The sequence below is a fragment of the Streptomyces phaeoluteigriseus genome, assembly GCF_001896135.2.
GTDB classification, from domain to species: Bacteria; Actinomycetota; Actinomycetes; order Streptomycetales; family Streptomycetaceae; genus Streptomyces; species Streptomyces phaeoluteigriseus.
Genome location: NZ_MPOH02000009.1, coordinates 397117 through 417827, shown reverse-complemented (window position 1 = coordinate 417827; position 20711 = coordinate 397117). Strand labels below are relative to the sequence as shown.

The 20711-nt window shown below is 73.2% G+C and carries 16 protein-coding genes and 4 pseudogenes; 15 read left to right on the top strand and 5 right to left on the bottom strand.

All coding sequences use genetic code 11. The features are described 5' to 3' along the window. The 4 genes from BM536_RS09575 to BM536_RS09560 all read left to right on the top strand — a co-directional run. Positions 1–600 (top strand): flavodoxin-dependent (E)-4-hydroxy-3-methylbut-2-enyl-diphosphate synthase (locus tag BM536_RS09575; protein WP_158086516.1); only part of this gene is annotated, 600 nt, incomplete at its 5' end. 299 nt (positions 601–899) lie between these two features. Then, positions 900–1748 carry a GNAT family N-acetyltransferase gene (locus BM536_RS09570; RefSeq protein ID WP_094102805.1) on the top strand — a complete coding sequence of 283 codons (849 nt, stop codon included), beginning with the start codon at positions 900–902 and terminating at the stop codon, positions 1746–1748. Positions 1749–1826: 78 nt separating this feature from the next. Beyond that, on the top strand, positions 1827–2357 hold the full coding sequence (locus tag BM536_RS09565; protein WP_073499129.1) for a GNAT family N-acetyltransferase: 531 nt from the start codon (positions 1827–1829) through the stop codon (positions 2355–2357). A 125-nt stretch (positions 2358–2482) separates the two neighbouring features. Next, positions 2483–4186 (top strand): proline--tRNA ligase, encoded by a 1704-nt coding sequence (locus BM536_RS09560; protein WP_073499131.1) that lies wholly within the window; start codon positions 2483–2485, stop codon positions 4184–4186. A gap of 172 nt (positions 4187–4358) precedes the next feature. Here BM536_RS09560 and BM536_RS09555 read toward each other — a convergent pair whose 3' ends face one another. From BM536_RS09555 to BM536_RS42655, 4 genes and pseudogenes are all read right to left on the bottom strand, one after another. Further along, a complete protein-coding gene (locus BM536_RS09555) occupies positions 4359–4580 on the bottom strand; it encodes a hypothetical protein (RefSeq protein ID WP_073499133.1) in 222 nt (73 codons plus the stop codon). 140 nt (positions 4581–4720) lie between these two features. Then, a pseudogene (locus BM536_RS09550) lies at positions 4721–5615 on the bottom strand (aminoglycoside phosphotransferase family protein). 27 nt (positions 5616–5642) lie between these two features. Continuing rightward, entirely contained in the window at positions 5643–6185 is a 543-nt protein-coding gene (locus BM536_RS09545; RefSeq protein WP_094102804.1) for a ferritin-like domain-containing protein, read from the bottom strand. Next, positions 6182–6772: a hypothetical protein gene (locus BM536_RS42655; protein WP_158086515.1), complete on the bottom strand. Its 591-nt coding sequence runs from the start codon at positions 6770–6772 to the stop codon at positions 6182–6184. Before BM536_RS42655 ends, BM536_RS09545 begins: the two co-directional genes overlap by 4 nt. A 339-nt stretch (positions 6773–7111) precedes the next feature. Between BM536_RS42655 and rimP the strand changes: the two genes are divergently transcribed. The 11 genes and pseudogenes from rimP to BM536_RS09495 all read left to right on the top strand — a co-directional run bounded on the left by rimP (position 7112) and on the right by BM536_RS09495 (position 18916). Then, positions 7112–7630: a ribosome maturation factor RimP gene (gene rimP, locus BM536_RS09535; RefSeq protein ID WP_073499135.1), complete on the top strand. Its 519-nt coding sequence runs from the start codon at positions 7112–7114 to the stop codon at positions 7628–7630. A 2-nt stretch (positions 7631–7632) separates the two neighbouring features. After that, positions 7633–8619 carry a transcription termination factor NusA gene (gene nusA, locus BM536_RS09530; RefSeq protein ID WP_073499137.1) on the top strand — a complete coding sequence of 329 codons (987 nt, stop codon included), beginning with the start codon at positions 7633–7635 and terminating at the stop codon, positions 8617–8619. A 102-nt stretch (positions 8620–8721) separates the two neighbouring features. Continuing rightward, entirely contained in the window at positions 8722–9018 is a 297-nt protein-coding gene (locus BM536_RS09525) for a YlxR family protein (protein ID WP_073499139.1), read from the top strand. Between the two features lie 147 nt (positions 9019–9165). Beyond that, positions 9166–9306: pseudogene (locus BM536_RS44785) on the top strand (translation initiation factor IF-2 N-terminal domain-containing protein); the annotation flags it as partial. A gap of 745 nt (positions 9307–10051) precedes the next feature. Beyond that, positions 10052–10477: a hypothetical protein gene (locus BM536_RS44780; protein WP_245873417.1), complete on the top strand. Its 426-nt coding sequence runs from the start codon at positions 10052–10054 to the stop codon at positions 10475–10477. Beyond that, positions 10396–12237, top strand: a complete 1842-nt coding sequence (gene infB, locus BM536_RS44775; RefSeq protein WP_245873415.1) for a translation initiation factor IF-2 — start codon at positions 10396–10398, stop codon at positions 12235–12237. Before BM536_RS44780 ends, infB begins: the two co-directional genes overlap by 82 nt. Positions 12238–12415: 178 nt before the next feature. Next, positions 12416–12712, top strand: a complete 297-nt coding sequence (locus BM536_RS09515; protein WP_073498923.1) for a DUF503 domain-containing protein — start codon at positions 12416–12418, stop codon at positions 12710–12712. A gap of 44 nt (positions 12713–12756) precedes the next feature. Next, positions 12757–13209: a 30S ribosome-binding factor RbfA gene (gene rbfA, locus BM536_RS09510; RefSeq protein ID WP_073498925.1), complete on the top strand. Its 453-nt coding sequence runs from the start codon at positions 12757–12759 to the stop codon at positions 13207–13209. Next, positions 13206–14111 carry a tRNA pseudouridine(55) synthase TruB gene (gene truB / locus BM536_RS09505; protein WP_073498927.1) on the top strand — a complete coding sequence of 302 codons (906 nt, stop codon included), beginning with the start codon at positions 13206–13208 and terminating at the stop codon, positions 14109–14111. Before rbfA ends, truB begins: the two co-directional genes overlap by 4 nt. A 253-nt stretch (positions 14112–14364) precedes the next feature. Then, positions 14365–17793 (top strand): annotated as a pseudogene (locus BM536_RS09500) (trypsin-like peptidase domain-containing protein). A 170-nt stretch (positions 17794–17963) separates the two neighbouring features. Further along, a pseudogene (locus BM536_RS09495) lies at positions 17964–18916 on the top strand (bifunctional riboflavin kinase/FAD synthetase). A gap of 78 nt (positions 18917–18994) precedes the next feature. On the opposite strand, the gene BM536_RS09490 reads toward BM536_RS09495, so the two are convergent. Next, positions 18995–20711 (bottom strand): MinD/ParA family ATP-binding protein (locus BM536_RS09490; RefSeq protein WP_245873346.1); only part of this gene is annotated, 1717 nt, incomplete at its 5' end.

The following is a 20711-nucleotide window of genomic DNA, read 5'->3' as shown; positions in this document are numbered from 1 at the left end:
AAGATCTCCGTCAAGCACAACGACCCGGTGGTGATGATCGAGGCCTACCGCCAGCTCGCCGCCCAGTGCGACTACCCCCTGCACCTCGGAGTCACGGAGGCCGGCCCGGCGTTCCAGGGCACGATCAAGTCGGCGGTCGCCTTCGGCGCCCTGCTCTCGCAGGGCATCGGCGACACCATCCGGGTCTCCCTCTCGGCCCCGCCGGTCGAGGAGGTCAAGGTCGGCAACCAGATCCTGGAGTCCCTCAACCTCAAGCAGCGCGGCCTGGAGATCGTCTCCTGCCCGTCCTGCGGCCGCGCCCAGGTCGACGTCTACAAGCTGGCCGAGGAGGTCACGGCAGGCCTGGAGGGCATGGAGGTCCCCCTCCGGGTCGCCGTCATGGGCTGCGTGGTCAACGGCCCCGGCGAGGCCCGCGAAGCCGACCTCGGCGTGGCCTCCGGCAACGGCAAGGGCCAGATCTTCGTCAAGGGCGAGGTCATCAAGACCGTCCCCGAGTCCAAGATCGTGGAAACCCTCATCGAAGAGGCCCTGAAACTGGCCGAGCAGATGGAACTCGACGGCGTGACGTCGGGCGAGCCCCAGGTGTCGGTCGCGGGCTGAACGGGCCGGGCCGGGCCAGCGGCCGTTGATCGCCGTAGGCGTAGGCGTCCCGAGGGCGCGGGGAAACCGCGCGACCAGCGCTCGCCGACCCGCACCCCCACCCCGATCACGAGGGTGTCCGGCGCGACGCCCGCCGGGGGAGCGGGCCGGCCCGTCCGTCCCAGCGGATCGGCGCGCCACCGCCGGCGACCGGCACCCCGTGCCCTCGGTGGTACAGGGCCTCCGCAGGACGGGCGGCGCCGCACAATCCCGGCGGGTACAGTGCGGAGATCAGGCAGACCCCAGTGTGAGGCCCGCACGTGTTGACGCAGACCACCTCCCGGGTTCTCGAACCGAGCGACCTGGACGCCGCCCTCGCCGTCCTCGACCGTGAGCCGGTGACGAACGCCTTCGTGACCTCGCGGGTACAGGTCGCGGGTCTGGACCCGTGGCGGCTCGGCGGCGAGATGTGGGGCTGGTACGAGGACGGCATGCTGACGTCCCTCTGTTACGCCGGCGCCAACCTGGTCCCGATCTGCGCCACTCCCCGCGCCGTCCGCGCCTTCGCCGACCGGGCCCGCCGGGCCGGCCGCCGCTGCTCCTCCATCGTGGGCCCCGCCGACGCCACCGCCCTGCTGTGGCGCCTGCTCGAACCGCACTGGGGCCCCGCCCGCGAGGTCCGTGCCCGCCAGCCCCTGATGGTCGCCGACCGCACGTCGGACGACATCGCCCCGGACCCGTACGTGCGTCGCATCCGCAAGGACGAGATGGACACGATCATGCCGGCGTGCGTGGCGATGTTCACCGAGGAGGTCGGCGTCTCCCCGATGGCCGGCGACGGCGGCCTGCTGTACCAGGCCCGGGTCGCCGAACTCGTCGCCGCCGGCCGCTCGTTCGCCCGCCTGGACGACCGGGGCAAGGTCGTCTTCAAGGCGGAGATCGGCGCGGCCACGCCCAAGGCCTGCCAGGTGCAGGGTGTCTGGGTGGCCCCGGAGTACCGGGGCAGGGGCCTGGCCGCCCCCGGTATGGCGGCCGTACTGCGGTACGCGCTGGCGGACGTCGCCCCGGTGGTCAGCCTCTACGTCAACGACTTCAACACGACGGCGCGCCGGACGTACCGGAGGGTGGGCTTCCAGGAGGTCGGCGCGTTCATGAGCGTCCTGTTCTGAAGCTCCCGCGGCACCCCGTCGTATCCGCATCCGCTCGGCACCCGCCGACCGGCCGAAGCCCCCCTGTAGGCTCCCGGCATGGACCTCGTCATCGGCCCCTTGGACCTTCCCGCGCACGTGGACGAGGCCCTCGCAGTGCAAGCCGTGGCCTTCGGACTGGGCCCGGACGAGGTGGCCGTCCGCAGACAGATCGTCCTGCGCCACATGACCAGCCCCGGCGCCAGAGCGTACGGCGCGACCGTGGGAGAGCGACTCGTCGGCTTCGTCTACGGCATGCCCAACGACCGCTCCCACTGGTGGTCCACCGTCGTCGAGCCCTACCTCCGCGCCAACCACAACGACGTCTGGCTCGACGACTCCTTCGTCATCACCGAACTCCACGTCCACCCCGCCCACCAGAACCGTGGCGCGGGCCGGGCCCTGATCACCACGATCACCGACACCGCGGCCCAACCGCGCTCGATCCTCTCGGCCATCGACACGGAGAGCCCCGCCCGAGCGCTCTACCACTCCCTGGGCTACCAGGACCTGGCCCGCCGCGTCCTCTTCCCCAGCGCGCCCCGCCCGTACGCGGTGATGGGCGCTCCCCTCCCGCTGCGCCGCGCGTGACGGCCGCGCCGCGGGTAACGGATTTCCGGCCGCGCGGGGCTCCCGGCTAACCTCCTAGCCAGCACCCTCCCCACTCTCGGCCCGGTTCGAGCGGGGGGATCCCGATCGGCAGGAGTTCGTACACCATGGCCAACGCACCGGTCCAGCGCATGTCCCAGTTGATGGCGAAGACGCTGCGCGACGACCCGGCGGACGCCGAGGTCCTCAGCCACAAGCTCCTCGTCCGCGCCGGCTACGTCCGCCGCACCGCCGCCGGCGTCTGGAGCTGGCTGCCGCTGGGCAAGAAGGTCCTCGCCAACGTGGAGCGGATCGTCCGTGAGGAGATGGACGCGATCGGCGCCCAGGAGGTGCTGCTCCCCGCCCTGCTGCCGAAGGAGCCGTACGAGGCGACCGGCCGCTGGGAAGAGTACGGCCCCGAGCTGTTCCGCCTGAACGACCGCAAGGGCGGCGACTACCTCCTCGGCCCCACCCACGAGGAGATCTTCACCCTGCTGGTCAAGGACCAGTGCACGTCCTACAAGGACCTGCCGGTGATCCTCTACCAGATCCAGAACAAGTTCCGTGACGAGGCCCGCCCCCGCGCCGGCATCCTGCGTGGCCGCGAGTTCCTCATGAAGGACTCCTACTCCTTCGACACCGAGGACGAGGGCCTGGCCAAGTCCTACGCCCTGCACCGCGAGGCGTACCAGAAGGTGTTCGCGCGTCTGGGCCTGGACTACCGCATCTGCGCGGCGACCGCGGGCGCCATGGGCGGCTCGAAGTCGGAGGAGTTCCTGGCCCCGGCCGACGCCGGCGAGGACACCTTCGCCGACTGCCCGAACTGCGACTTCGCGGCCAACACCGAGGCGATCACGTACGAGTCGGAGCCGGTCGACGGCTCCGCCGTGCCCGCGGCCGAGGAGATCCCGACCCCGGACACCCCGACCATCGAGACCCTCGCCGCCTCCCTCGGCGTGCCGGCCTCCGCCACCCTCAAGAACCTCCTGGTCAAGGTGGACGGCGAGATCGTCGCCGTCGGCGTGCCCGGCGACCGCGAGGTCGACCTCGGCAAGGTCGAGGCGCACTTCGCGCCGGCCGCCGTCGAGCTGGTCACCGCCGAGGACTTCGTGGGCCGCCCCGACCTGGTCCGCGGCTACGTCGGCCCGCAGGGCCTGGCGAAGGTCACCTACATCGCCGACCCGCGCGTGGCGCCGGGCACGGCGTGGATCACGGGCGCCAACAAGGAGCACACGCACGCGAAGAACGTCGTCGCGGGCCGTGACTTCGAGGTCGACGCGTACGTCGACGTCGTGGTCGTCCGTGAGGGCGACCCCTGCCCCAAGTGCGGCACCGGGCTCAAGCTGGACCGCGCCATCGAGATCGGCCACATCTTCCAGCTGGGCCGCAAGTACGCCGACGCCCTCAAGCTCGACGTCCTCGGCCAGCAGGGCAAGCCGGTCCGCGTCACCATGGGCTCCTACGGCATCGGCGTCTCCCGCGCGGTCGCGGCCCTCGCCGAGCAGAGCGCCGACGACAAGGGCCTGTGCTGGCCCGCCGAGGTCGCGCCGGCCGATGTGCACGTGGTCGCCGCGGGCAAGGCCCTCCAGACCGAACTGGCCCTCGACGTCTCCGAGAAGCTGCGGGCGGCCGGTCTGCGCGTCCTGGTCGACGACCGGGCCGGGGTCTCGCCGGGCGTGAAGTTCACCGACTCGGAGCTGATCGGCGTACCGAAGATCCTGGTCGCGGGCCGCCGTTCCGCCGAGGGCGTCCTGGAGCTGAAGGACCGCAGGAGCGGAGAGCGCGAGGAACTGACGGTGGACGAGGCCATCGCCCGCCTCACGACCTCGTGAGCACTGAAGTGTGCGAGCGCGTGAACGCGTGAGCGCGTAAACACCGAAGCGCTTGAGCGCTCAAGAGAACTCTCAGGGATTTCCGCCGAGGCGCAGGGCCGTCTCGCGGGCTTCTCTCAGACCGTGCCCCGACTGTAGGACGTGACAGAGCGTCACTACAGGAGGGGCACGGTCATGACCAGCAGCGCACGAGGTGCAGCCGCCGCGGTCCGCAGAGGCGCGCGGCGGCCCTCGCGGCGGCCGTCACGTTCGCCGGGGCGGCCGGGGTGTTGGCCCTGATCGGCACCATGCAGGCGGACGCCGACACCTCCGCGAGCAGCGGCACGTGCAGTGGCACGAGCGGCGACACCGGCTCCCGGCCCACGGCCTGTGCGCGGAACTGCTCCCGGAACATGTCAGACGCGTGAGGCTACCCGCCGGTGGCCGACGCCGCGGTCACCGCCAGCACGGGGAAACGGGCCCGCAGAGCGGCGTCCGACTGCCCGGCGCCGGCCCTGAGACCGACGCCGGGACGGGCCTCCCAGGCATCCCGCCCTAGACCCACCCGGCGAACTCCAACAACAACTCCGCGTCCCTGGGCCGTCCCACACGCAGCGCCCGTACGCCCGACTCCACCGCCCGGAACAGCGTCCAGCCCCGCAGCCGCTCCTGGTCCACCTCCAGCGACTCCGCGAGCCGCTTCACCCGCCGCCGGGTCGTCGCCGCCCCCCGACGGGGAGGCGATCAGGTCCTCCACCCGGTCCCGGACCAGCCGCGCCAGGTCGAAGGCGCACTCGCCGACCACCGGGTCCGGCCCCACGGCCAGCCACGGCATCCGTTCACCCGCGAGCACCTTGCTCTGCCGGAACGTCCCGTGCAGCAGCCGGTGCTCGGGCGGCGCGGCCAGCAGCTCCTCGCGGGCCGCGAGCGCCGCGTCGACCAGCGGCGCCACCGCCGCGTCGGCGCGCGCACGCATCACCTCGGCCTGCCGGCCGGTCCGCTCGGCCACCGTCTCGAACACGTGCCCGGCCGGCGGTTCCACCCACAGCCGCCGCAGCGTCCCCGCCGCCTCCAGCAGAGCCTTGGCCTCGGGCAACGACCGCACCGACACATCCGGGTGCAGCCGCTCCAGCAGGAGCACCCCCTCACTCACCGGCCCCTCCACCAGCTGCACGGCGCCCAGGCCGTCCCACCGGGTGAGCGCGGCCCGCTCCGCCTCCGGCCGGAACCGGAGCGGGGCGAGCTTCAGCACGGCCGGGGTCCCGTCGGCGTGCCGCACCAGCACCACCAGGCTGCTGCGGCCTCCGGGCACCTGCACCCGCTCCACGGTCAACTCGCGTAGCGCGACGGCCTCCCGGACCGTCTCCGGCAGCCTCTCCAACCAGTCGTCACCGTCCGGCGCGCTCTCGCCGAGCGCCCTGACCAGACGCTGCGGCGGTTCGAAAGCCATACGCGAGTCGTCCTTTCCTGTTCCGGCCTACGCCGGCGGTGTGGAGGTGTGCGGGGTGGCGGGCGTCGATGCGGGTGTCGCCGGGCCCGCCTTCGTGGCCGGGGCCCCGGCCCCCGTGGCGGCCGGGTCGGTCCCCGCTTCGGCCCGCTCGGCGAGACCAGGGAAGGCTACGCTGCCGCCGCGCCAGCGCACCGCGCGGACCGCCGCCTCCCGCAGCGCCACGGCTGCCTCGCGGCGCCGCGCACCGGTGGCCGCCCGGACCACGTCGGAGTAGACGCCGGCGACGCGTTCCTCCAGCTCGGCGGCGAGCCGGACCGCCGCGGCGGAGTCCGGCACCGCGAACGGCAGGGCGTACGCGGCGCTCGCGGCGATGGGCTCGGTGCCCAGGTCGCGCACCTCACGCGCCAGCGCGTCCCGGCGCGCCCGATGCGCGTCGTACGCCGCCCGAGCCTCCGTTCGCCGCCCCTCCTGGATCCGGCCGCCGACCACTCCGTAGCCGTACACCGCCGCGTGCTCGGCGGCCAGGGCGGCCTGGAGAGCCGTCAGCTCCGCGGTGGTCCGCTCGCTCATCGGGCCGCCTCCGTCAGCAGGTACGCGTGCGCCGCCCCGGACGCCGCCACCGAGGCCAGCAGCCGGGCCGGCTCGCCCGGCATGTCCACCAGCGCCGCGACCCGGCGGTCCGAGAGCGCCCGCTCGGCGCCGGCCAGGTCGGCGAGCGCGTCCTTGGCGTTCGCGGGAACGACGACGGACGGCGCGGGCGGGACACTCCCCGAAGCCGAAGCCGAAGCCGAAGCCGAAGCCGAAGCCGAAGCCGAAGCCGAAGCCGAAGCCGAAGCCGAAGCCGAAGCGGGTGCCGGTGTCGTCGGCGACGGAGAAGCCGACGGCGACGCCTTGGCACCCCCCGCCGCACCCCCGAACGCCGTCACATGCCGCACGACCTCCGCCCGCAGCGGTGCCAGCCGCGCCGCCAGCGCCGGATGGACGGCCAGGACGGCGTCGTAGCGCTCCAGCAGCCCCGCGCTGTCCGCGGCCGCACGCGCGCGGGCACGCTCCTCCGCCGACGTCGACGGGCCGGCGCCCCGGTTCTCCTTCCCGGAGCCCCCCACGCCGGAGAAGCACCCGGCCATCAGGGCGGCCCCGGCGGCCGAGGCGAGCAAGGTTCTTCGGTGCGGCCCGGAGAGGGTGCGCACAGGCGGCGGGAACGGCACGGCAGACGTCCTCGGGGAATCTCGTACGAAAGGAACCGATCACGGGCCGATCACGCACGGGCAGGCCCGTGATCACCGTACCCGCGCCCCGCCCCCGCACCACTCACCGGCACCGCCCCCGCTCCGCCCGGAGTCGCCGGGAGTCGCCGGGAGTCGCAGGGCCTCGGCAGGTGTCGTCGGGCGCCGGTGGGCCACTCGGTGGACGGCAACACACCCCACGACCGGATACCCTTTGACCAGACACGCGACCCATCCCACAACAGCACACGCGGCCGAGGAGTCACCCGGATGAGCACCACCCAGAGCGAGAGGCTGCGAGAACTGCTCGAACCGCTCGTCACCTCCCAGGGACTGGACCTCGAAGAGATCGCCGTGGACTCCGTCGGCCGCAGGCGAGTGCTGAGCGTCGTCGTCGACTCCGACACCGGAGCGGACCTGGACCAGATCGCCGATGTGAGCCGCGCGCTCTCGGCGAAGCTCGACGAGACGGACGCGATGGGCGAGGGCGAGTACACCCTCGAGGTCGGCACCCCGGGCGCGGAGCGCGCCCTCACCGAACACCGCCACTACGTGCGTGCCACGGGCCGCCTGGTGAGGTTCCAGCTCCACGAGGGCGGCGAGATCGTCGCCCGCATCCTCGACGTGGACGACGACGGCCTCGATGTCGAGGTGCCGGGAGTGAAGGGCCGCAAGGCCACCACCCGCAGGCTCGCCTTCGCCGACATCGACAGGGCCCGCGTCCAGGTCGAGTTCAACCGCAAGGACAACGACGTCAACAAGGACATGAAGGAAGAGGAGGAGGCGTAGCCGTGGACATCGACATGAGTGCCCTGAGGGGCTTGGTGCGGGAGAAGGAGATCTCCTTCGACCTGCTGGTCGAGGCGATCGAGTCGGCCCTCCTCATCGCCTACCACCGCACCGAGGGAAGCCGCCGCCACGCGCGCGTGCGGCTCGACCGGGAATCCGGTCATGTGACCGTGTGGGCGAAGGAGGACCCCGAAGACCTCGAGGAGGGCCAGGAGCCCCGCGAGTTCGACGACACCCCGTCCGATTTCGGCCGTATCGCCGCCAGCACCGCCAAGCAGGTCATCCTCCAGCGCCTGCGCGACGCCGAGGACGACGCGACGCTCGGCGAGTACGCGGGCCGCGAGGGTGACATCGTCACCGGCGTGGTCCAGCAGGGCCGCGACCCGAAGAACGTGCTCGTCGACATCGGCAAGCTCGAGGCCATCCTGCCGGTGCAGGAGCAGGTCCCGGGTGAGTCGTACCCGCACGGCCTGCGGCTGCGGTCCTACGTCGTGCGGGTGGCGAAGGGTGTGCGCGGTCCGTCCGTGACGCTCTCGCGGACGCACCCCAACCTGGTGAAGAAGCTGTTCGCGCTCGAGGTGCCGGAGATCGCCGACGGGTCCGTCGAGATCGCCGCGATCGCCCGCGAGGCCGGCCACCGCACCAAGATCGCCGTACGGTCCACCCGGTCGGGTCTGAACGCCAAGGGCGCCTGCATCGGCCCCATGGGCGGCCGTGTGCGCAATGTCATGGCCGAGCTGAGCGGCGAGAAGATCGACATCGTCGACTGGTCGGACGACCCGGCCGAGATGGTGGCGAACGCCCTGTCGCCGGCCCGCGTGTCCAAGGTGGAGGTCGTCGACATGGCGGCCCGCTCCGCGCGCGTGACGGTGCCGGACTACCAGCTGTCGCTGGCGATCGGCAAGGAGGGCCAGAACGCCCGCCTCGCCGCCCGTCTGACCGGCTGGCGGATCGACATCCGGCCCGACACCGAGCAGCCCGGGGAATAGATCCAAGCCGCAGCACGCTCAGATCACGTCAGTTATACGCGCGGCAACTGTTCGACCGCTGCCCCGAAGGGGTGAGGTCGCCGCGGGGAGGTAGACTTAACTGTGTCTGGCCGGACGCACACCAGAGCATGCCCTGAGCGCACCTGTTTGGGGTGCCGGGAGCGAGCGGCCAAGACGGCACTGCTGCGCACCGTGGCGGTCGAGGACGCATGCGTCCCCGATCCTCGCGGTACGCTGCCCGGCCGGGGTGCGTACGTGCATCCCGCCCTGGTCTGTCTCGACCAGGCGATACGCCGCCGGGCGTTCACGAGGGCGTTGCGAGCCCCGGGAGCGCTCGACACAAAGGCGTTGCGCCAGTACGTCGAGCAGACGACCGTTGTCGAACAGGCAACACCGTAAGAAGGCGTCGCACGGAACCTCCGTGCGGCTCTGGTACCCCGCGAGTTGGAAGTAGGTCGAGATTGCGATGAGCACTCGATGAGCACGCGATGAGTACGCCCATGAAGTAGCGACGGTCCGGACACACCCGGACCTAAAAGGAGCGAAGTGGCTAAGGTCCGGGTATACGAACTCGCCAAGGAGTTCGGGGTGGAGAGCAAGGCCGTCATGGCCAAGCTCCAGGAACTCGGTGAATTCGTCCGTTCGGCGTCTTCGACCATCGAAGCGCCCGTTGTACGCAAACTGACTGACGCCTTCCAGGGCGGTAGCGGCAAGCCCGCCCCGCGCAAGGCAGCCCCCAGGCCCGCGGCGCCCTCACCGGCGCAGGCGGCCCGTCCGGGTCCGGCCGCACCGCGGCGGCCTCCCCCAAGCCGCCGACGGCCCAGCAGCCCGAGGCGCCGGCCGCGCCCGCGGCTCCGGCAGCCCCGGCTCCGTCGGCGCCGCGTCCGGCTCCGGCCCGCCCCGGAGTTCCACCGCTCCGCCGGCGCCCCCCGCCGCACCGGCGGCTCCGGCCGCCCAGAAGCCGGCCTCCCAGGGCCCGCGTCCCGGCGCACCCCGTCCGCCGGCCGTCCGGCCGCCGGTCAGGGTCAGCAGGGCGGTCAGGGCCAGCGCCAGGCCGCCGCGCAGGGTCAGCGTCCCGGTGGCGGCGCTCAGCGTCCGGGCGGTTCCCGTCCGGCCGGTCCGCGTCCGGGCAACAACCCCTTCACCTCCGGCGGCAACGCCGGTATGGCCCGTCCGCAGGCCCCGCGCCCGCAGGGCGGTCCCGGCGGTCCCGGCGGTCCGCGTCCCGGCGGTGCCGGTGCTCCCGGCGCCGGTCCGCGTCCCGCTGCGCCCGGCGCCCAGGGCGGCGCTCCGCGTCCGCAGTCCGCGGGCGGCGCGCGTCCGTCCCCGGGCGGTATGCCCCGTCCGCAGGGTGGCGCTCCGCGTCCCGGCGGCGGTCCGCGTCCCAACCCCGGCATGATGCCGCAGCGTCCGGCTGCCGGTCCCCGTCCCGGTGGCGGCGGTCCCGGCGGTCGTGGTCCCGGCGGTGGCGGTCGTCCCGGCGGTGCCGGTGGCGGCGGTCGTCCCGGTGGCGGCGGCGGCTTCGCCGGTCGTCCCGGTGGTGGCGGCGGTGGCTTCGCCGGTCGTCCCGGCGCCCCCGGTGCCGGTGGCGGTGGCGGTGGCTTCGCCGGTCGCCCCGGTGGTCCCGGCGGTGGCGGCGGCGGTCGTCCCGGCTTCGGTGGCCGTCCCGGCGGTCCCGGTGGCCGTGGTGGCACGCAGGGCGCCTTCGGTCGTCCCGGCGGTCCCGCGCGTCGCGGTCGCAAGTCGAAGCGTCAGAGGCGCCAGGAGTACGAGGCCATGCAGGCCCCGTCGGTCGGCGGCGTCATGCTGCCTCGCGGCAACGGACAGTCCGTCCGCCTGTCGCGCGGTGCCTCCCTGACCGACTTCGCCGAGAAGATCGGCGCCAACCCGGCGTCGCTCGTCGGCGTGATGATGAACCTCGGCGAGATGGTCACCGCCACGCAGTCCGTCTCCGACGAGACGCTGAAGCTCCTCGCGGACGAGATGAACTTCGTCCTCGAGATCGTCAGCCCGGAGGAGGAGGACCGCGAGCTGCTCGAGTCCTTCGACATCGAGTTCGGCGAGGACGAGGGTGGCGAGGAGTTCCTCGTCGCGCGTCCGCCGGTCGTGACCGTCATGGGTCACGTCGACCACGGCAAGACCCGACTGCTCGACACCATCCGCAAGACGAACGTCGTCGCGGGCGAGGCCGGCGGTATCACGCAGCACATCGGTGCGTACCAGGTCGCCACCCAGGTCAACGACGAAGAGCGCAGGATCACCTTCATCGACACCCCGGGCCACGAGGCGTTCACCGCCATGCGTGCCCGTGGTGCCAAGTCGACCGACATCGCGATCCTCGTGGTGGCGGCCAACGACGGTGTGATGCCCCAGACGATCGAGGCGCTGAACCACGCCAAGGCGGCCAATGTGCCGATCGTGGTCGCGGTCAACAAGATCGACGTCGAGGGTGCCGACCCGACCAAGGTGCGCGGTCAGCTCACCGAGTTCGGTCTGGTGGCCGAGGAGTACGGCGGCGACACCATGTTCGTCGACATCTCCGCCAAGCAGGGCCTCAACATCGAGAGCCTGCTGGAGGCCGTGGTCCTCACCGCGGACGCCTCGCTCGACCTGCGGGCCAACCCGGAGCAGGACGCGCAGGGCATCGCGATCGAGTCCCACCTGGACCGTGGCCGCGGCGCCGTCGCGACCGTCCTGGTCCAGCGAGGCACCCTGCGGGTCGGCGACACCATGGTGGTCGGCGACGCGTACGGCCGTGTCCGCGCGATGCTCGACGACAAGGGCGAGAACGTGGAAGAGGCGGGTCCCTCGACCCCGGTCCTCGTCCTCGGTCTCACCAACGTCCCGGGCGCCGGCGACAACTTCCTCGTCGTCGACGAGGACCGCACGGCCCGCCAGATCGCCGAGAAGCGCGCGGCGCGTGAGCGCAACGCCAACTTCGCCCGGCGCGGAGTCCGGTTCTCCCTGGAGAACCTGGACGAGGCGCTCAAGGCCGGTCTGGTGCAGGAACTCAACCTCATCATCAAGGGCGACGCGTCCGGTTCGGTGGAGGCTCTCGAGTCCTCGCTGCTCCAGCTCGACGTCGGCGAAGAGGTCGACATCCGCGTCCTGCACCGCGGCGTGGGTGCCGTCACCGAGTCGGACATCGACCTGGCGACCGGCTCCGACGCGATCGTCATCGGCTTCAACGTCCGTGCGGCCGGCCGTGCCGCGCAGATGGCGGAGCGCGAGGGCGTCGACGTCCGGTACTACTCGGTGATCTACCAGGCCATCGAGGAGATCGAGGCGGCCCTGAAGGGCATGCTGAAGCCGGAGTACGAGGAGGTCGAGCTGGGCACGGCGGAGATCCGCGAGGTCTTCAAGTCGTCCAAGCTGGGCAACATCGCCGGTGTCCTGGTCCGCTCGGGCGAGGTCAAGCGCAACACGAAGGCTCGACTCGTCCGCGACGGCAAGGTCATCGCGGAGAGCCTCAACATCTCCGGTCTGCGTCGCTTCAAGGACGACGTCACCGAGATCCGCGAAGGCTTCGAGGGCGGTATCAACCTCGGGAACTTCAACGACATCAAGGTCGACGACGTCATCGCGACGTACGAGATGCGGGAGAAGCCGCGGGCGTGACACCCACGGTTCGTGCCGCCGACGGGGCGCTGTCCCCGCCGGCCGGTGCGGCGTTCCGGCTGCGGTGAGCGGGGAAAACCCCGTCGAGCCGCGGCCGGGATCGTTGTACCGTTCTTGATGCCCCTGTTCGTTCAGGACAGGGCCATCGATCCCGTACCGGCGGGTGAACCGGTTACACATGTACGTGGGGACTCTGTCCTTCGACCTCCTCCTCGGCGACGTACGCTCGCTGAAGGAGAAGCGCTCCGTCGTCCGCCCGATCGTCGCCGAGCTCCAGCGCAAGTACGCGGTGAGCGTGGCCGAGGTGGACCACCAGGACCTGCACCGCCGGGCGGTCATCGGCCTGGCCGTGGTGGCCGGGGACACGGAGCATCTGACCGATGTACTGGACCGGTGCGAACGGCTGGTCGCCGGCCGCCCCGAGGTGGAGCTGCTGTCGGTCCGACGCCGCCTCCACGGCGAACACGACGACTGACCACACCAGAGAACGCAAGAGAAGAAAGAACGGGAGACGGACCAGTGGCCGACAACGCGCGCGCCAAGAGGCTGGCGGACCTCATCCGAGAGGTGGTGGCCCAGAAGCTACAGCGTGGGATCAAGGACCCGCGGCTCGGCTCCCACGTCACCATCACGGACACCCGCGTCACGGGTGACCTGAGGGAAGCGACCATCTTCTACACCGTGTACGGGGACGACGAGGAGCGGGCCGCCGCGGCCGCGGGCCTGGAGAGCGCCAAGGGTGTCCTGCGCTCCGAGGTCGGCCGCGCGTCGGGCGTGAAGTTCACCCCCACGCTGAGCTTCGTCGCCGACGCCCTCCCGGACAACGCCCGCACCATCGAGGACCTCCTCGACCGTGCGCGCCAGTCCGACGAGAAGGTGCGCGAGGCGTCCGCGGGCGCCGGGTACGCCGCCGGCGCCGACCCGTACAAGAAGCCCGACGAGGACGACGAGACGGACGACGCCGCCGAATGAGCCCGAAGCAGACCCCGCCCGACGGCCTTGTCATCGTCGACAAGCCGTCGGGCTTCACTTCGCACGACGTCGTCGCCAAGATGCGCGGGATCGCCAAGACCCGCCGCGTCGGCCACGCCGGCACGCTCGACCCGATGGCGACGGGCGTCCTCGTCCTCGGCATCGAGAGGGCCACCAAGCTCCTCGGGCACCTCGCGCTCACCGAGAAGGAGTACCTGGGGACCGTCCGGCTGGGCCAGAACACCCTCACGGACGACGCGGAGGGGGAGATCACCTCCTCCACCGACGCCTCCAGGATCGGCCGGGACGCCATCGATGCCGGGATCGCCAAGCTGACCGGCCGGATCATGCAGGTCCCGTCCAAGGTCAGCGCCATCAAGATCGACGGCGTGCGCTCCTACAAGCGGGCCCGTGACGGCGAGGACTTCGAGATCCCGGCCCGCCCGGTCACCATCTCCTCGTTCACGGTGTACGACGTCCGGGACGCCGTCGCCGAGGACGGCACCCCCGTCCTGGACCTGATCGTCTCGGTGGTCTGCTCCTCCGGCACCTACATCCGCGCCCTCGCCCGCGACCTGGGCGCCGACCTGGGCGTCGGCGGTCACCTCACGGTGCTGCGCCGGACCCGCGTCGGCCCGTACAAGCTGGACTCCGCGCGCACCCTCGACCAGCTCCAGGAGGAGCTGACGGTGATGCCGATCGCGGAGGCCGCCACGGCCGCGTTCCCGCGCTGGGACGTCGACGAGCGGCGGGCCCGGCTGCTGCTCAACGGTGTGCGGCTGGAGATGCCCGACGAGTACACGGGCAGCGGCGCGGTCGCCGTCTTCGACCCCGAGGGCCGCTTCCTGGCGCTCGTGGAGGAACAGAAGGGCAAGGCCAAGAGCCTGGCCGTGTTCGGCTGAGGCCCTCCGCCCCGCTTCGCCCGTGGAGCGGCGGACACGGGGTCCTGCTCCGCCGCCGCTCCACGGTCCCCCCTCGGTTCCCCCACCCCTAGGGTGTATCCACCGCACCCCGTTCATTCACCCGTCCGGACGGGCGCTCGGAGTGAACCGAGGGAGTGCACGGGGGCGCTTTCGCATCGCGGCCTGTCCCGCCGATCACCGCGCGCCTACCGTCGACCCAGAGGGCACGCGGGCGCGGCGGGGAGGTAGGGCGATGGCGGGACGGAGCCCGCGCACCGGCGAGGGCAGCCACACACCGCGGCACGACCCCCGGACGGCGCCCGAGGACGACACGCCTCCCGAACCCGTCCTGATCCGCGTCCAGGACCTCGCCGGCCGCCCGCGCGGGACCGGCTTCCTGGCCGACCACCACGGCACCGTCATCACCAGCCACGAGGCCGTCGACGGCCTCGCCCGCCTCGTCCTGTACGGCGCCGGCGACCGCGGCTGCGTCGTCACCGCCGACGCGGTCACCCCGCTGCCGGAGCTGGACCTGGCCCTCGTCCGCACCCAGGGCCTCGACGCGGACCCGCTGCCCGTCACCGTCCGCGAGGGCGTCGGAAGCGGCACCTATGTCCGGCTGCCCGCCGGCTGCTGGCGCGAGGCACGCGTGCTGACGACGACCTCCGTGACGTACACGGCCACGTCCCGCTTCCATTGCCTCGCGGACTGTCTGGAGCTGGCCATCGGCACGGCGGGGCGGGACGCCCTGTGGCTCGGCGGGGGCGCGGCCGGCGGACCCGTGCTCGACGCGGAGACCGGCGCCGTCGTCGCCGTCCTGGGCACCGCCCTGCGTTCCGACCACCACGACAGCGGCTTCGCCGTCCCGCTGCGCCCCGGCCCGCCCGGCGGCCCCCTCGCCGACCTGCTCGCACGCAACGCGGCCACCGTCCCCGCCTACGGCGCCGACCTCAACCTGGCGGGCCTCCTCGAACTCGCGGCCACCTCGGTCGGCTCCGACGGACCGCCCGCCGACTCCCGCACCCTGGTCGAACGGGCCGTACCGGCACAGGAGTTCGCCGCGTTCGCCGAGAGTCCGGCCGCGGTCCTCGGCCTCGTCGGCGCCCCCGGCAGCGGCCGCACGACGGAACTCGCGGCCCTCGCCGAGCGGCGCGCCCGTGGGGCGGCGCCCACCTTGTGGCTGCGCGGAGCCGACCTGCGGGAGGCGGACGACTCGGTCGCCGACGCGGCCCGACGGGCACTGGGCCGGGCCGTCCGGATCGTCGCCGCGTCCCGCCCGGTCCCCGCCCTCGACGACCTGACCCCCGAGCGGCTCGCCCACCACGCCCGCGCCGCGGGCGCCCGCTGCTGCTCCTCCTCGACGGCCCCGAGGAGATGCCGCCCGTCCTCGCCCACCGCCTCCCCGAGTGGACCGAGGGCACGGCCCAGTGGCTGCGGGAGACGGGAACCCGGCTGGTGGTGGCCTGCCGGGCGGAGTACTGGGAGCAGGCCGGCCCGCACTTCCCGGCGGGCATGCTGTACGGCCGTACGGACCGGGACCTGCCGCCCCGCGTCCCCCTCGGTGATCTCACCGAGGCCGAGGCCGGCGAGGCCCGTGGCCAGCTCGGCATCCCGGACACCGCCCTCGCGGGCCGCGACGCCCGGCATCCGCTCACCCTCCGGCTGTACGCGGAGGTCCGCGCCGCCCTCCCCGACGCCGACGACGGCACGCCCGCCGGCCGCGACGACGTCCTCGCCGCCCACCTCGACCTGATGTGCCTGCGGATCGCGGTCCGGCTGGCCGCCGAGAACGGCGAGCGCGGCACCGCCGTACGACGGCTCGCGGCCAAGGTGTCCGGGCAGGTCCACGAGGCCGCCCGGCGCAGCCTGGGACCCGGGCAGGGCGAGCTGGACCGGGCGTCGTTCGAGGCGGTGTTCCCGTGGGGGCCCGCGCCCGTCCGGCTCGGCGGCGGCACCGGCTGGGCGTCCGCCGTCCTCGCCGAAGGGCTCCTGGTGCCCGCGGGCGGCGGCTACCGCTTCGCCCACGAGGAAGTCGCCGACTGGATCCAGGGCCTCCACCTCGACCTGGACGAGGCCCTGCGCGTCCTCGTCCACCGCCCCGGCGCCCCCGACGGCACCCACCCGCTGCGTCCCGCACCACCGCATCGGCCCCGTCGTGCAGGCGCTCCTGCACCTCGGCCGACAGCAGGGCACCCGGCAACTCGCCGCCCGGCTCCACGGGTTGGCCCAGGCCCTGGACGCCGACCCGGAGTCCTGGTGGGCCGCCCGGCTGCTCGCCGAAACCCTGCCCCGGCTCCCGGACGCGACCCCGTACGCCGGTGTCCTGCGGCTCCTGGCCGACCTGGTCGTCGGCCACTGCGACCGGCCCGGCCGCACCGCCGAGTTCGGCCCCGGCTTCTGGACCGCCCTGGCGCTGCCGGCCGACCTCCGCCTCGACCTCCTGCGCCGACTGGTCCTCGCGGACCCGGCGCCGGACGCCGAGGACGTGCCCCGTCACCTCGACGCCGTGGCCCGGCTGCTCGCCACCGACGCCACCGCCGTACAGCCGCTGCTCGCCCGCTGGTTCCACGACGAGCGGCCGCTGCCCGCGACACCGCACGCCACGGTGGCGACGGCCGCGCAGGCACTGCTGCACACCCACCGGCGCCAGGGCCTGGACGACCTCACCGAGGTCCTCCTGGACCGTGCGCACCCGCGCGCGGACGAACTCCTCGCCGTACTCTGCGAGGAGGAACCCTCCGCGCTGTGCCGGGCCGTCGACCGATGGGCGCACGACGAGCGGCCCGAGCGCCGTGCCGCCGCGATGACGTACGGACCGCGGGCGGCGCCCCGGGCGCACACCCGCGCCGATCGCGAGCTGCTGCGGTACGCCGCCCTCGCGATCCTCGCCCGGCCCGCCGACCGGGCCCTGCACGGCGGCGCGCTCGCCGTCCTCGTACGCGACCCCGAGGCCCGCGACCGGCACCTCCCGCAGGCGCTGGAGCGGTTCACGGCGGGCGACCCGAAGCTGGCGCCGGGCGCCCTGCTCACCGCCCTCACCACCCACCCGGAACCGGTGCTCGGCGCCTGCCGTGCCCGGCTGGACCGCCTCGGCACGGACACCGGCCCCCTGTCACGCGCCCTCGTCGACGCCACCACCCCCGCCCTGGCCCGCCGGGTGGCCCTGGTCCTGTGCGAGGTTCTGGAGCGGCGCCCGGAGGCCGTCGGCGACCTCGCCACGCACGTCGATGAGCGCCTCGACGACGGCACCGCCGCCCCATCCGTGCTCTTCCCCCTGGTCACCGGGTTGCTGGAAGGCGGCCCCGAGCCTCTGCGGGCCGCCCTGGCCGGAGTGCTGGCCGGGCCCGGCGCCCTCCGCCGGGAGCTGCTGGACTTCCTGCTGGCCCACGAACGCGAGCCCGCCGTCCTGGACGCCGTACTGCACTCGGCCGGCCGGCTCAGCGGCCCGGACCTGCGCGTCCTCGTCCACCGCACCGGCCTCCTGCTCGGCCGCACCCCCGACGGCGCCGCCCGCTTCGACCGCGGCCTGGTCGACCTGGCCCGCCATGTCCCCGGCTTCGCCGCACAGGTCGCCGGCTGGCTCACCGGGGAGCCGGGGGAGCCGGGGGAGTGGGCGGGACTGGTCGGCCCGAGCACCCGACGCACGATCGAGAGCCTCGCGGGCCCGCGGGTTCCCGCCTGATCAGGGGCCGGACGGGACGGCCCCGGGGCAGTGGGGCGAGTCACAGCGCCCATGCCGATGCGGGCCGGGGACACCCGGCATGGCACCCTTAGAGCTGCGTATGCGTCAACGGAACACATGAACACACCACCACACGACAAACACGGACACAGGTTCGAGGAGCGGTCACAGTGCAGCGCTGGCGTGGCTTGGAGGACATCCCCCAGGACTGGGGGCGCAGCGTCGTCACCATCGGCTCTTACGACGGCGTCCACCGCGGACACCAGCTGATCATCCGGCACGCCGTGGACCGGGCCCGCGAGCTGGGCGTTCCCTGCGTCGTCGTCACCTTCGACCCGCATCCCAGCGAGGTCGTTCGGCCCGGCAGCCACCCGCCGTTGCTCGCCCCGCACCACCGCCGTGCCGAACTGATGGCGGAGCTGGGCGTGGACGCCACACTCGTCCTGCCCTTCACCACCGAGTTCTCGAAGCTGTCGCCCGCCGACTTCGTCGTCAAGGTCCTGGTCGACAAGCTGCACGCCAAAGCGGTCGTGGAAGGCCCCAACTTCCGCTTCGGTCACAAGGCCGCGGGCAACGTCGAGTTCCTCGTCGAGCAGGGCAGGGTCTACGACTTCGAGGTCGAGGTCGTCGACCTGTTCGTGCGCGGCGAGGCGGGCGGCGGCGAGCCCTTCTCCTCGACGCTGACCCGGCGCCTGGTCGCCGAGGGCGATGTCGAGGGTGCCGGGGAGATCCTGGGCCGGCCGCACCGCGTCGAGGGTGTGGTCGTGCGGGGCGCGCAGCGCGGCCGTGAACTCGGCTTCCCCACCGCGAACGTGGAGACCCTCCCGCACACCGCGATCCCGGCCGACGGCGTCTACGCCGGCTGGCTGCACGCGGCCGGCGAGGCGATGCCGGCCGCCATCTCGGTCGGCACCAACCCGCAGTTCGACGGCACCGAGCGCACGGTGGAGGCGTACGCCATCGACCGCGTCGGCCTCGACCTGTACGGCCTCCATGTGGCCGTCGACTTCCTGGCCTTCGTCCGCGGCCAGGCGAAGTTCGAGTCCCTGGACGGGCTCCTGGAGCAGATGCCGTGGACGTCAAGCGCTGCCGCGAACTGGTGGCGGAGGCGGGCAGCCGGTAACGGACCCGCTCCTACGACGGCGAAGGGCGGCCGGTGTCCACCGACACCGGCCGCCCTTCTGTCGTGGGCGCGAGGCCTCTACCGCTGCGGGGGCGGCGGAGGGGGCGGAGTCTGACCGTCCGGGCCCTGGGGGTGGGGCGGGTGGCCGGGCTGGTGCTGCTGGTCGTGCTGCTGAGGGTGCCAACCCTGGTTCGGGTACGGCTGGCCGGGCTGCGGCATCTGCGGATACGGCTGCTGCGGCTGACCCTGCGGGGGGTACGGCTGGCCGCCCGGCTGCTGGGGGGCCGCGGGGTACGGCTGTCCGGCTTGGGGCTGGGCTTGGGGTTGGGCCTGCGGCTGGTACGGGTACTGCTGGGGGTGGCCCGGCTGGCCCGGCAGGGGCGGGGCGGCGATCGGCGGCGGGTTTCCGTCGCTGGTCCACAGGCCGTGCATCTGCTGGTGCCGGACGAAGTCCTCCGCGACCAGCGCCGCGAGGTTGAAGTACGACTCCCGCACCTTCGGCCGCATCATGTCGAGGTCGACCTCGGCACCGGCGGCGAGGTGCTCGTCGAACGGCACGACGACGACACCCCGGCAGCGCGTCTCGAAGTGGCTGACGATGTCATCGACCTTGATCATCTTGCCGGTCTCGCGGACACCCGAGATGACGGTGAGGGAGCGTGAGACCAGCTCGGCGTACCCGTGCGCGGACAGCCAGTCCAGTGTCGTACTGGCGCTGCTCGCGCCGTCCACCGAAGGCGTCGAGATGATGATGAGCTGGTCGGCGAGGTCGAGCACCCCGCGCATCGCGCTGTAGAGCAGGCCGGTGCCCGAGTCGGTGAGGATGATCGGGTACTGCTTGCCCAGCACGTCGATCGCGCGCCGGTAGTCCTCGTCGTTGAACGTCGTGGAGACGGCCGGGTCGACGTCGTTGGCGATGATCTCCAGGCCGGAGGCGGCCTGCGAGGTGAACCGCCGGATGTCCATGTAGGAGTTGAGGTACGGGATCGCCTGGACGAGGTCACGGATCGTGGCCCCGGTCTCGCGCCGCACGCGGCGGCCGAGCGTACCGGCGTCCGGGTTCGCGTCGATCGCGAGGATCTTGTCCTGGCGCTCGGTGGCGAGGGTGGAGCCGAGCGCGGTGGTCGTGGTCGTCTTGCCGACACCGCCCTTGAGACTGATGACGGCGATGCGGTAGCAGGACAGCACCGGGGTCCGGATCAGCTCCAGCTTCCGCTGCCGCTCGGCCTCCTCCTTCTTCCCCCCGATCTTGAACCGGCCGCCGCCGGCCGTCGGGCGGCTGCTCTTCGCCTTCTGCTTCTTGTTGTTGAGCAGACGGTCGGAGGACAGCTCCACGGCGGCGGTGTAACCCAGCGGGGCGGCACCGGGATTGACCGGCTGCCGCTGGTCATGCTGGATCGGCTGCGGCCAGGCGGCACCGGCACGGGGGTCGACGGGGGCGTGCGGCGGCTGGGGGGCGTGCGGCCCCTGGTGCTGCTGGGCCTGTGGGGGCTGGGCTCCGGGCTGCGCCGCGTGTGGAGGCTGCCCGGGGAAGCCCTGCGGGGCGCCTTGGGGGGCGGCGGCCGGGAGTTGCCCGTCCGGCTGGTGGGGGATGCCGGGGTGGGGCTGGACGGCCTGAGAGGCCTGGGGTGCTTGCGGGGCCGCGGGGTGCGGGAAGCCGTATCCGGCGGGGGCGGTGGGGCGCCTGCGGAGCCGGCAGGGCGGACGTCCTGCTGGGAGTCGGGCGCGGGTGCCGGTCGGCGGCTGGGCCTGCTGCGGGAAGCCGTATCCGCTGGGGGCGGCGGGGGGAGTGGGT

Bases quoted from the DNA above. Each gene is read 5' to 3' on its own strand.
- BM536_RS09545 (WP_094102804.1), bottom strand. From the start codon at position 6,185: ATGAGCGAGCGGACCACCGCGGAGCTGACGGCTCTCCAGGCCGCCCTG.
- rimP (WP_073499135.1), top strand. From the start codon at position 7,112: ATGAGCACCACCCAGAGCGAGAGGCTGCGAGAACTGCTCGAACCGCTC.
- BM536_RS09560 (WP_073499131.1), top strand. From the start codon at position 2,483: ATGGCCAACGCACCGGTCCAGCGCATGTCCCAGTTGATGGCGAAGACG.
- infB (WP_245873415.1), top strand. From the start codon at position 10,396: ATGCAGGCCCCGTCGGTCGGCGGCGTCATGCTGCCTCGCGGCAACGGA.
- BM536_RS09565 (WP_073499129.1), top strand. From the start codon at position 1,827: ATGGACCTCGTCATCGGCCCCTTGGACCTTCCCGCGCACGTGGACGAG.
- BM536_RS09555 (WP_073499133.1), bottom strand. From the start codon at position 4,580: ATGTTCCGGGAGCAGTTCCGCGCACAGGCCGTGGGCCGGGAGCCGGTG.
- truB (WP_073498927.1), top strand. From the start codon at position 13,206: ATGAGCCCGAAGCAGACCCCGCCCGACGGCCTTGTCATCGTCGACAAG.
- BM536_RS09515 (WP_073498923.1), top strand. From the start codon at position 12,416: ATGTACGTGGGGACTCTGTCCTTCGACCTCCTCCTCGGCGACGTACGC.